This window comes from Natronococcus sp. (assembly GCF_047921035.1).
Classification (GTDB): Archaea; Halobacteriota; Halobacteria; order Halobacteriales; family Natrialbaceae; genus Natronococcus.
The window spans coordinates 1-9768 of the sequence record NZ_JBLRWX010000112.1; the positions used below are offsets into that span (position 1 = coordinate 1).

At 68.2% G+C, this 9768-nt stretch carries 12 protein-coding genes and 2 pseudogenes; 6 read left to right on the plus strand and 8 right to left on the minus strand.

Annotation, left to right across the window (positions count from 1 at the left end; all coding sequences use genetic code 11):
* Positions 1-166 precede the first annotated feature (166 nt).
* From ACNA7R_RS17280 to ACNA7R_RS17290, 3 genes are read left to right on the plus strand one after another with little or no spacing between them, the layout of a single operon-like run.
* Positions 167-736 (plus strand): hypothetical protein, encoded by a 570-nt coding sequence (locus tag ACNA7R_RS17280; protein ID WP_416284773.1) that lies wholly within the window; start codon positions 167-169, stop codon positions 734-736.
* Positions 733-1224 (plus strand): hypothetical protein, encoded by a 492-nt coding sequence (locus ACNA7R_RS17285; RefSeq protein WP_416284774.1) that lies wholly within the window; start codon positions 733-735, stop codon positions 1222-1224. Before ACNA7R_RS17280 ends, ACNA7R_RS17285 begins: the two co-directional genes overlap by 4 nt.
* 50 nt (positions 1225-1274) lie before the next feature.
* The gene (locus tag ACNA7R_RS17290) at positions 1275-1700 is read left to right on the plus strand and encodes a zinc ribbon domain-containing protein (protein ID WP_416284775.1); all 426 of its coding nucleotides are present in this window, start codon (positions 1275-1277) and stop codon (positions 1698-1700) included.
* Here ACNA7R_RS17290 and ACNA7R_RS17295 read toward each other — a convergent pair whose 3' ends face one another.
* Positions 1701-2897, minus strand: coding sequence for a 3-dehydroquinate synthase II (locus ACNA7R_RS17295; protein WP_416284776.1), 1197 nt, complete (start codon positions 2895-2897; stop codon positions 1701-1703). It abuts the gene before it with no gap.
* 154 nt (positions 2898-3051) lie between these two features.
* On the opposite strand from ACNA7R_RS17295, the gene ACNA7R_RS17300 reads away from it, so the two are divergent.
* Entirely contained in the window at positions 3052-3726 is a 675-nt protein-coding gene (locus ACNA7R_RS17300) for an HAD family hydrolase (protein ID WP_416284777.1), read from the plus strand.
* A gap of 21 nt (positions 3727-3747) precedes the next feature.
* On the opposite strand, the gene ACNA7R_RS17305 is transcribed toward ACNA7R_RS17300, so the two are convergent.
* Entirely contained in the window at positions 3748-4287 is a 540-nt protein-coding gene (locus tag ACNA7R_RS17305) for a hypothetical protein (protein WP_416284778.1), read from the minus strand.
* 45 nt (positions 4288-4332) lie between these two features.
* Positions 4333-4419, minus strand: a pseudogene (locus ACNA7R_RS17310) (sprT domain-containing protein); the annotation flags it as partial.
* On the opposite strand from ACNA7R_RS17310, the pseudogene ACNA7R_RS17315 reads away from it, so the two are divergent.
* A pseudogene (locus ACNA7R_RS17315) lies at positions 4408-4604 on the plus strand (purine nucleoside permease); the annotation flags it as partial. The pseudogenes ACNA7R_RS17310 and ACNA7R_RS17315 overlap by 12 nt on opposite strands.
* An 18-nt stretch (positions 4605-4622) precedes the next feature.
* On the opposite strand, the gene ACNA7R_RS17320 reads toward ACNA7R_RS17315, so the two are convergent.
* From ACNA7R_RS17320 to trpC, 5 genes are all read right to left on the minus strand, one after another.
* Complete coding sequence (locus tag ACNA7R_RS17320; RefSeq protein ID WP_416284779.1) at positions 4623-5213, minus strand: HdeD family acid-resistance protein; 591 nt, start codon at positions 5211-5213, stop codon at positions 4623-4625.
* A gap of 138 nt (positions 5214-5351) precedes the next feature.
* The gene (locus tag ACNA7R_RS17325; RefSeq protein ID WP_416284780.1) at positions 5352-6146 is read right to left on the minus strand and encodes a 2-amino-3,7-dideoxy-D-threo-hept-6-ulosonate synthase; all 795 of its coding nucleotides are present in this window, start codon (positions 6144-6146) and stop codon (positions 5352-5354) included.
* 24 nt (positions 6147-6170) lie between these two features.
* Complete coding sequence (trpA, locus tag ACNA7R_RS17330; protein ID WP_416284781.1) at positions 6171-7028, minus strand: tryptophan synthase subunit alpha; 858 nt, start codon at positions 7026-7028, stop codon at positions 6171-6173.
* Positions 7025-8338 carry a tryptophan synthase subunit beta gene (trpB, locus tag ACNA7R_RS17335; RefSeq protein ID WP_416284782.1) on the minus strand — a complete coding sequence of 438 codons (1314 nt, stop codon included), beginning with the start codon at positions 8336-8338 and terminating at the stop codon, positions 7025-7027. The genes trpA and trpB overlap by 4 nt, the downstream gene beginning before the upstream one ends.
* On the minus strand, positions 8331-9119 hold the full coding sequence (trpC, locus tag ACNA7R_RS17340) for an indole-3-glycerol phosphate synthase (RefSeq protein WP_416284783.1): 789 nt from the start codon (positions 9117-9119) through the stop codon (positions 8331-8333). The genes trpB and trpC overlap by 8 nt, the downstream gene beginning before the upstream one ends.
* 96 nt (positions 9120-9215) lie before the next feature.
* Between trpC and ACNA7R_RS17345 the strand changes: the two genes are divergently transcribed.
* Positions 9216-9686 carry an MGMT family protein gene (locus tag ACNA7R_RS17345; RefSeq protein ID WP_416284784.1) on the plus strand — a complete coding sequence of 157 codons (471 nt, stop codon included), beginning with the start codon at positions 9216-9218 and terminating at the stop codon, positions 9684-9686.
* Positions 9687-9768 lie beyond the last annotated feature (82 nt).

Sequence of the window (9768 nt, forward strand, 5' to 3'; positions counted from 1 at the left end):
CGAGAGGGCGATATCTACAACATCAGGATCCGAAAATAGCTTCTTCCTCTATATATATCGCTAGACCTGAACCTACGCTCTCAATAATAAATATCCCCGAACCGAATGTGTCGGTGTACCTCACGCTCACCGGGGGGTGGCGTCGGGGGTAGCGGGAGGGATCAGAATGAGCGTCAGCAAGCTAGAGGACGAGGAACTCGAAACGGGTGAACTCGACCGAGACGACGTCTTCGAGATGTTGAGCAACCAGCGCCGGCGCTGGGTACTGCACTACCTCAAACGGGAGGAGGAGGAGCGAGTCGACCTGCGTACCCTCGTCGACTCGGTGTCCTCGTGGGAGTACGAGACGCCGGCGGACGAGCTTCCCTGGAAGAAACGGAAGCGAGTCTACACGTCGTTGCGACAGTCCCACCTGCCGCGACTCGACGAGACCGGCGTCATCGAGTACGACCGCAACCGCGGCGAGGTCGCGCTCACCGACGAGGCTCGGAAGCTCCAGCTGTACCTCGAGTACGTCCCCGAGGACGACATCCCGTGGAGCCACTGCTATCTGGGTCTGTCGGGAGTCGGCGCGGTGATCACCGCGCTCGCGTGGGTGCCGGTGTATCCGATCGGCGAGCTCTCGGCCGTCGCGCTGGGCGCCCTGCTCACCGCGATGTTCGGCGCCTCGGCGATCGTCCACACCTACTACCTGCGGCGCAACCGCATCGGCCACGAGGGGCCGCCGAGACGATGAGCGCGCGCGTCGGAGTCGCCCTGATCGTCGTGGCGGTCGCCATGCTCGTCACCGCGAGCGCCGGCGCCAGCGTCGTCTCGATGGACCGCTCGATCGCCGTGGAGGTCGTCGACGACGAACACGCGAACGTCGCCGTCGAACCCGTCGAGGCCGACGTGCCCGACAACGCCGGGTCGGAGAGCGCGAACGAAAGAGCGAACGAGAGCGCGACGGACGCGGCGGCGCCGCTCGGCGAGCGGGAACTGCTGAACGTTACGAACCGGCTTGCCGAGGAGATTACGGTAACGGAGCTCGAGACGCCGTCCGGCGTCGAAATCGAGGGAGAGGGGATCGATGTCGGACCCGGCAACTCTGCCGCACTCGAGGGAACGGTCGACTGCGACGAGCTCGAGTCGGAGCCGGAGGCGTCCGTCGAACTCGAGGGGAGCGGCGTCACGATCTCCCAGACCGTCGCTCTCGAGGTGACCTGCCCGGACGCGTCGGCCTGACGAGAAATCGGAATGTTAAGGACGCCGCTCCACTACCGGATTGACGTACCATGACTTGGATCCGCGCGCTCGCGGCTGCCGGTCTCTCCGTGCTCCTCCCCGGCGCGGGTCACGTGTTCATTCGCGACTGGGTTCGTGGCCTCGCCTTTGGCGGTATCTTCGTGGCCTCGCTGGCGCTCCTGTTTCCGACCGACCAGATCGCGGCCGCCGACTCGCTGTCGGGAGCGGTGAGCGTCGTCACCACCGAGACCGACACGATCAGCCAGTTCGTCGTCTCGTTTATCATCCTCTTCGCCGCGATCGACGCGACGTTCCGGTCGATGGGGTTCCCGCCGGGCTCGAACAACGGCGCCGACCAGGAGGGGCCGAGCTGTCCCCACTGCGGCAAACCCCTCGACGAGGACCTCACGTTCTGTCACTGGTGTACGACCCGGCTCGAGCCGGTCGAGCCCGAAGAAGAGGAGCCGACGAACTAACTATTTCTCGATGATGCTCTCCTCGACGGCCTCGCCGAAGTGGCGAGCCGTGTCCTCGTAGTACAGGAGGAGTTCGTCGCCGGCCTCGAGGTCGGTCACCGCCTTCCGACCCGCGCTCGTGGGCACCTTGATCGTCTCGGCGTTCTGGAGCAGCGTCTCGACGCGGTCGCCGTCTCCCGTCTCTAAGGCGACCCGGAACATCGGCCGCTGCTCGATCTTGACGCGGCCGACGATCGCCTCGCGGGTGTTGCCGTCGGTGTCGACGATCTGGACCTCGTCGCCGCTCTGCAGCTCTGACAGATACTTCGTCCCGCCGTCGGGCGTGCGGACGTAGGCGTGGACCGCGCCCGCGTTGACCCGGAACGGGCGGGAGGCGACGTAGGGGGACTCGGCGGTCTCGGCGTGGACGAACACGAGCCCGCGGGCCATCGAGCCGACGAGCATCCCCTCGTCGTGCTCGAGCAGGGAGCCGGTGTCGACGCAGACCCGGTCGGCGCTGCCGATCTGCTCGACGTCTTTCACCTCGGCGTACTCCAGCTCCAGGGACTCGCGCTCGGCGGCCTCGCGGACCTCGACGGTGCGGCGGATCTCGTCGGGGTCGTCGGAATCCAGCAGGACGGCGTCGGCGCCGATCTCGAGCGTCTCGAAGGCGGTTCTGGCCTCGTCGGCGTCGGTGACGCCGGCGACGAGTTCCGTCTCCTCGCCGATCCGCGCGATCAGGTTCTCCAGCGGGATGATCGTCCAGTCCTCGCCGACGACGATCGTGTGGTCGGCCTCCTGGGCGGCCGACTCGGCGAACGCCTCGTACTCCGTCCCGAGGATGCGGACGTACGCGGCCCGGTCGAGTTCGCCCTCGCGGCGCAGCGTCGAGAGGTCGGCCGAGCCCGAGAGGTCGGTCGGCGGATCGATCGTCCCGTCGCCCTCGCCGTTCTTGCCGACGACGATGGCGTCGGGCTCGGCCGTCGGCTTCGACTCGGCCTCGGCGTCGACGACGTCGACGTCGTCGACCAGGGTAACGTCCCCGTCGGTTCGAAACGCCGCGACGTTGATCTCGCCGAGTTCGCGGACGCGCTCGACGTCGTCCTCGTCGACCAGTACCCAGTCCGCGCCCGCCTCGAGCGCGGCCGTGATCCGTGCGCGGCGGGCGTCCCAGTCGCCGACGGCGTCGTCGGCTTTGACCCAGACAGCTCTCGTCATAGCTCGAGTCTCGAAGGGCAACGGCTTGAACGTGGCGGATCCGACAGCAGTCGTGGGGATCGAAAGGTCGAGCCGACGTCCCCGGCTGTGCACCGAGTTCCCCCCTGTCACGGGACGAAACGTTCAGAACGCTCGGCACCGTACGAGGAGCCAGATGGCTGCCTACGACGCGATCTGTTTCGATCTCGACAGCACGCTCTGCGAGCCCACGCAGGATCCCGCCGCGGTGCTCGAGCGGGCCTTCGAGGGCGTCGACCGCAACCCCTTCTGCACCCCCGACGATCTCCGTGCGGCCGTTCCCGCCTTGCCGACGGTCGGGACTGCCGAGGAGTTCTACGCCGAGCTGTTCGCCGAAGTCGCCGACCGGGCCGACGCCGACCCCGCGCTCGCACCCTCGCTTGCCGAGCGGTACCTCGAGGTCCAGGACCCCACCGCCGTCCGGTTTCGCCCCGGCGCCGAGGCCGCCCTCGAGCACGCCCGCGAGCGCGGCCGAGTCGGCTTGATCACCAACGGCGGCCGAAAGACCCAGATTCAAAAGCTCCGCGCGCTCGGCATCGAGGACGCCTTCGACGTCCGCGTCTACACCGACCCAAACGCCGGGGTCTACCCGAAACCCGACGCCGCGCCGTTCGAACGGGCGCTGGGCGCCCTCGAGGCGAGTCCGGAGCGGGCGATCCACGTCGGCGACTCCCTGCGAGCAGACGTCGCGGGCGCCAACGCGATGGGGCTGGATTCGGCGTGGATCGACGTCGGCCGCGACGACGTCGCCCGCGAGCACGAGCCGACGTACGAACTCGATCGACTCGAGGCGCTCGAGTCGATCGTCTGACCCGTTCCGGGAGACGGGCGACTACGCCTCGGGCAACAGATCGGTGTGGACGACCGCGCGGTACCGGCTGTCAGTGGCCTCGTCCAGTCGCGCGAGCAGGGCCGCGACCGCGGGCAGCGACTCCGGGAGTTCGAACTCGCCGCCGGGGTCGTCGCGTTGCTTGCAGCGCTTGACGAACGATCGGATCGCCTCGAACTCGGCCTGCTGGACGTAGACGACACCGAGCCCGTCGTCCTCCTCGGGAACCTGATCGCGCCAGGTCTCGAGGACTGCCTCGACCGTCGAGCGGGCGGCCTGCTCCTTTGCGGCGATATCGGTCGCGTCGGGCCCCCGCCCGTCGAAGAGGTCGTCGAAGGTGTCCTGAAGCTCGTCGGCGTTGTCGGCCAGCGACGGCGCCGCCTCGTCTGCCGCCAGCAGCTCCGCGAGCGCCTCGAGCTCGATCCGGCGGACGGCGACGGGGTAGACGAACTCGTGGCTCTCCTCGGGGAGCTTGTAGGAGTGGCCCTCGATTCCCTGCTGGCCCTCGCCCGACCGCCCGAACATCAGATCGAGTATTCCCATGGCTGGACCTGTACTCGGTCTCCGGATAAGTGTTCCGCGCTCCGCTCACCAGTCCTCGCCGAGCGCGGCCTTCGCGCCCCCGAACCCGCTTGCGGTCTCCCAGGTTCGGCCGCTGTCGGCGTGTTCGACCTGCTCGAGCGCTACCTGAGCGTACGCGCAATCGCCAACTACGACCGCCCGGCGCCCGGCGAGGCGGTCGAAGAGAGCTTCGACGGATCCGCGGCGAGTCTCGCGCTGGCGATCGACAACGCCGAGCGCGTCGGCTCGGCGGTCGTCGGGGAACTGCTCGAGACGGTCCGCTCGGAATCCGACGGTGATCGAAAATCGATTCCCGGTCAGGCGCCCCGGGGTTCGGTCGCGCCGGCGACGTCCTCATCGAGACGGCGGCCGCCGTAAGCGACCGCGACCATCGAGAGCCCGGTCATCAGGAGACTGATCCCGACGAGCAACCCGATCGCCCAGGCCGCGTCGGCGGGGAATCCGATCCAGAGGAGTCCCGCGAGGACGAGAGAGGTCACGCCGCTCGCTGCGATCCAGCCGCGCCCGGTTTCGCCGTCCATCTGCAGGCTCGCCGCGAGTTCCGCGATGCCGTCGACGAGCAGGTAGGCGATGGCCAGAATCGTCAGGCTGAGCAGCCCCAGGACCGGATTGACGAGGAGAAGCAACCCGGAACCGATCGACACCGCTGCGAGCGCGACCTGCCACAGCGATCCCCGCCAGCCGCGAGCGGTGAACGCGTGTCCGGCGTGGACGATTCCGCCGCCGACCAGCAGGGCGCCGACGAGGTACGTGATCGCGATGCCGGTCGCGAGCGGTAGTAGTATCGCGAGCAGGCCGAGCAGCGCGACGACGCCCCCCGCGAGTGCGAGCGTCCGCCAGCCCTTCTGTAACGAGTAGGTTCCGGGTTCGGTGGTTGGTGTGCTCATGGAACTCTCCGGGCGAACGGAGGCGCCGCACGGAGATAGCGATTATCTACACGCTGACAGTAACTCCGAAAAAGGGACCGGTCCGCGTGGGAGGGGGTTCGAACACGCGTGAAACGGTCGAACGAGGTCTCGAGCCGATCAGACCTCGAGCGCCAGCCCCGACTCGGTCAGCGCCTCGTCGACGGAGAGGTCGTCGTGGACGATCCCGGCGACCGCCGTCGCGATCGCCTCGGGGTCCTCGTGCTGGAAGATCGAACGCCCCATCGAGATGCCGGCGCCGCCGGCGTCCATGGCGCCGCGGACCATCTCGAGGGTCTCGCGGTCGGTGCCCCGCGAGCCGCCGGCGATGACGACCGGGAGCCGGGTCGACTCGACGACGTGCTCGAAGCTGTCGGCGTCGCCGCTGTAGCCCGTCTTCACGACGTCGGCACCGACCTCCTCGGCGAGGCGCACGGCGTGGCCGAGCGACTCGGGGTCGGCCGAGTCGATTCCCGGGCCGCGGGCGTAGGCCATCGCGAGGACGGGGATGCCGAACCGATCGGCCTCGGCGGTGATCTCCGCGAGCTGGCTGGTCTGGTCGGGCTCGTAGTCCGAGCCGACGTTGATGTGGAACGAGACGGCGTCGGCGCCGGCCCGGATCGCCTCCTCGACGGTCCCAGTTACTCGTTTGTCCTGCTCGTCCGGGCCGATCGTCGTCGACCCGTTGAGGTGGACGATGTACCCCTTGCCGTTCTTGTTGTCGTGGACGCGGGGGGCGATCCCCTTCTGTGTGAGGACGGCGTCCGCGCCGCCGCGTGTCACGCCATCGATGGTCGATTCGATGTCTTTCAGCCCCTGGACGGCCCCCATCGTGAGACCGTGGTCCATCGGGACGATTACGTACGATCCGTCTGTACCGATCCGCTCGAGTCGTGCGTCGGTGCCTGTGGTCATTGCGAGTGTCTAGCAATCAGGTGGTTATGGCTGTTCTGGTTCCGGTACATCTACCCCGGCACCCCGGCGGGCGCCGCGTTTGAGCTCCGCGGCTTTGGCCTCGAGGGCGTCGGCCGCGGGGGCGTCGCCCTCGCCGTGTTCGGCTATTATGTCGACCAGGGCGCTGCCGACGATGACGCCGTCGGCGCCGGCCTCGATTATCTCCGCGGCGTGGTCGCCCTCGCTGACGCCGAAGCCGACCGCCTTCGGAACGTCGTACTCCTCGAGGCGCGTCAGGCTGTCGTGGGTCGCGTTCGAGACGTCCGCCCGCGCGCCCGTCGTGCCCAGGCGGGCCTGGACGTAGGCGAAGCCCGACACCTGGGACATGATGGTCTCGAGGCGCTCGCCCTCGGTCGTCGGCGCGACGATGAAGACCAGATCGAGTCCGTGCTCGTCGCAGGCCGCCCGCAGCGGGTCGGCCTCCTCGGCGGGCAGGTCGGGGACGATGATCCCGGAGAGCCCGGCCTCGGCGGCGCGCTCGACGAACGGCCGAACGTCCGCGCCTCCGGTTCCGTACTGCAACAGCATGTTGTAGTAGGTCATCACCAGCAGCGGCGCCTCGGTCTCGAGGTCGTCGACCAGCTCGAAGAAGCCCTCGGGGGTCGTGCCCGCATCCAGGGCGCGGTTGATCGCCGCCTGGATCGTCGGCCCCTCCGCGATCGGCTCCGAGAACGGGAGGCCGAGTTCGATCAGGTCCGCCCCGCCCCTGTCGAGGGCCTCGACGTACGCCTTCGTGTTCTCGAGCGAGGGGTCGCCCGCCGTGATGTAGGTAATCAGCGCGGGATGGTTCTCGCGGATGGCGGCCTCGATGTCGCTGTCGGCGGTCGTCGGTTCGTCGGTCATTGTCGGTCGAACACCTCCACGTCGGGCGCAGCCTCGAGGTCGCGCTTCTCGGTCTCCTCGAGCACCGTCTCGAGATCCTTGTCGCCCCGGCCGGAGACGTTGACGATCACGAGGTCGCCGAGCTGTTCGTGCTCTTGTTCCAGATAGCCGAGCGCGTGACTCGACTCCAGCGCCGGAATGATCCCCTCGAGGTTCGAGAGCCGGTGGAAGCCGTTGAGTGCCGCCTCGTCGGGAACGCTGACGGGCGTCACCCGCCCGGTGTCGACGAGGTGGGAGAGTTCGGGGCCGACACCGGCGTAGTCGAGTCCCGCGCTGACGCTGTGTGACTCGACGATCTGGCCGTCCGTGCTCTGGAGCAGCTTGGTCATCGCGCCGTGGAGCACACCGTCGGTGCCCGTCGACAGCGTCGCGGAGTTCGGTGCCAGCGCGTTTTCCTCGTCGATCTCGAGGCTCGAGCCGCCGGCCTCCACGGCAACGAGGTCGACGCTCCCGTCTCGCGGGCTGCGCCCGCTCGATTCGTTCGCGAACCGTGGGTCCGCGCAGTCGGGAACGAACTCGTGAAACGCCCCGATCGTGTTCGAGCCGCCGCCCGCACACGCGAGGACGCTGTCGGGGAGCCGACCCGCCTTCTCTCGGATCTGCTCCCGAGCTTCCCGGCCGATCACCGACTGGAAGTCACGGACGAGCTTGGGGAACGGGTGCGGGCCGACGATCGAGCCGATCACGTAGTGGGTCGTCTCGACGGTCGTCGCCCAGTCGCGCATCGTCTCGTTGATCGCCTCCTTCAGGGTGCCGGAGCCGGCGGTGACCGGGTTCACCTCGGCGCCGTTCATCCGCATCCGGTAGACGTTTGGCCGCTGGCGGTTGATGTCGGTCCGGCCCATGTAGATCTCGCAGGGCATATCGAGGTGGGCCGCAGCCATCGCCGTGGCGGTGCCGTGCTGGCCGGCGCCGGTCTCGGCGACAATCCGTTCTTTGCCCATGTACTTGGCCAGCAGCACCTGACCGAGCGCGTTGTTGAGCTTGTGGGCCCCGCCGTGGAGCAGATCCTCGCGCTTGAGGTAGATCTCCCGGTCGTAGCGCTCGCTGAGCCGATCCGCGCGCTGGAGGGGGGTCGGCCGCCCGCCGAAGTCCCGCATCCGCTCGCGGAACTCGTCCATGAAGCCGTCCTCGTTTGCGAGGACGTAGCGCTCGTAGGCGTCCTCGAGTTCCTGGAGGGCGGGCATCAGCGCCTCGGGGACGTACTGGCCGCCGTACTCGCCGAACGTTGCCTCGCTGTCTCGGTCGCGGTTTCGCTCCGGTTTACTCATTGGGTGTCTCCTGTGTCGCCTCCGCGAGTCGTCGCGTGTTCTCGGTCACGTCGCCCGCGCCGTCGTGGTCCATGATCGCGCTGCCGACCAGCAGGGCGTCGGCGCCCGCCTCGCGCATCCGACGGACGTCCTCGGGGGTCGAGACGCCGCTCTCGGCGATCAGCGTCACGTCGTCGGGAACGTGGGGACTGAGGGATTCAAACGTTCCGAGATCGACCTCGAGTTTCGCCAGATCCCGGTTGTTCACGCCGACGATCTCGGCGCCCGCCTCGAGGGCGTCCTCGAGCTCCTCGCGGTCGTGGACCTCGACGAGGGGCTGGAACCCCCGGTCGCGGGCGGCCGTCACCAGTTCCTCCAGATCGTCCACGAACCGCGCGATGAGCAAGAGGAGGTCGGCCTCGACGACGTCCATCCCGCCTTCCTCGAGCACGAAGTCCTTCCGCAGGACCGGAACGTCGACGGCCGCCCGTACTCGCTCGAGGGCCTCGGCCGAGCCGCCGAAGTGGTCGGGTTCGGTCAGCACCGAGATCGCCGCCGCGCCGCCGGCGACCATCGCCTCGGCGAGTTCGACGGGGTCGTCCGCGCGCGTTCCGTCGGCGGTCGGACTCGTCGGCTTCACTTCGGCGATGATCGGCACCCGGCCCTCGCGCTCCGCTCGAGCCAGCGCGTCGGGAAGCGACCGCGCATCGACCGAGAGCCGGTCTCGATCGGCGTTCGATCGCTCCCCGGCGGCCTCGAGGATCGACCGCACTTCGGGTGCGAGCTCCGTCGGAGAGTTCATTATTGTACATCGACGTACTGTTATGTACATAAGGCTTGCGTCCGCGACGCCGGATCGACCGGCGAATATTCAAGCCCGCCGTTCGTACCGGCGACCATGGAGGATGTCACCGACGCCGGGATCTACGCGCGGGAGTCGTCGTACTTCGACCGATACGTGCAGGTCGGCGTCGCGAGCGGACGGGTGCTGCGGGTTACGTTCCCCGAGACGCCCGAGGACGACGCCGAGGACGACCACTCGGTCCTCGAGCGGATCTTCGAGTACCTCGACGGGTTCGAGGAGATCGAGTTCGACGACGTCCAGGTTGCACTGACGATGCCGACCGACCAGCGAGCGGTACTGGAACGGGTTCGGGAGATCCCGTACGGCGACCAGGTCGACGTCCGCACGCTGGCGCGGATGACTCCGGAGCTCGATCACGAGGACAACGAGGATCTCACCCTGGTTCGGACGGCGCTGGATAACAATCCCGCGCCGATCCTGATTCCCGACCACCGGGTCCGCGACGGTCCCAGCGCCGCGCCACCGGCGGTCGAGCAGAAGCTCCGCTCGCTCGAGGGGTTGTAGTAGCTGGTACTGCGGCTTCTTCGCTCAGTCGTGAACTCGAGCCGGCTGAATCGCTACGTATGCATGCGAACTGATCGCTGGG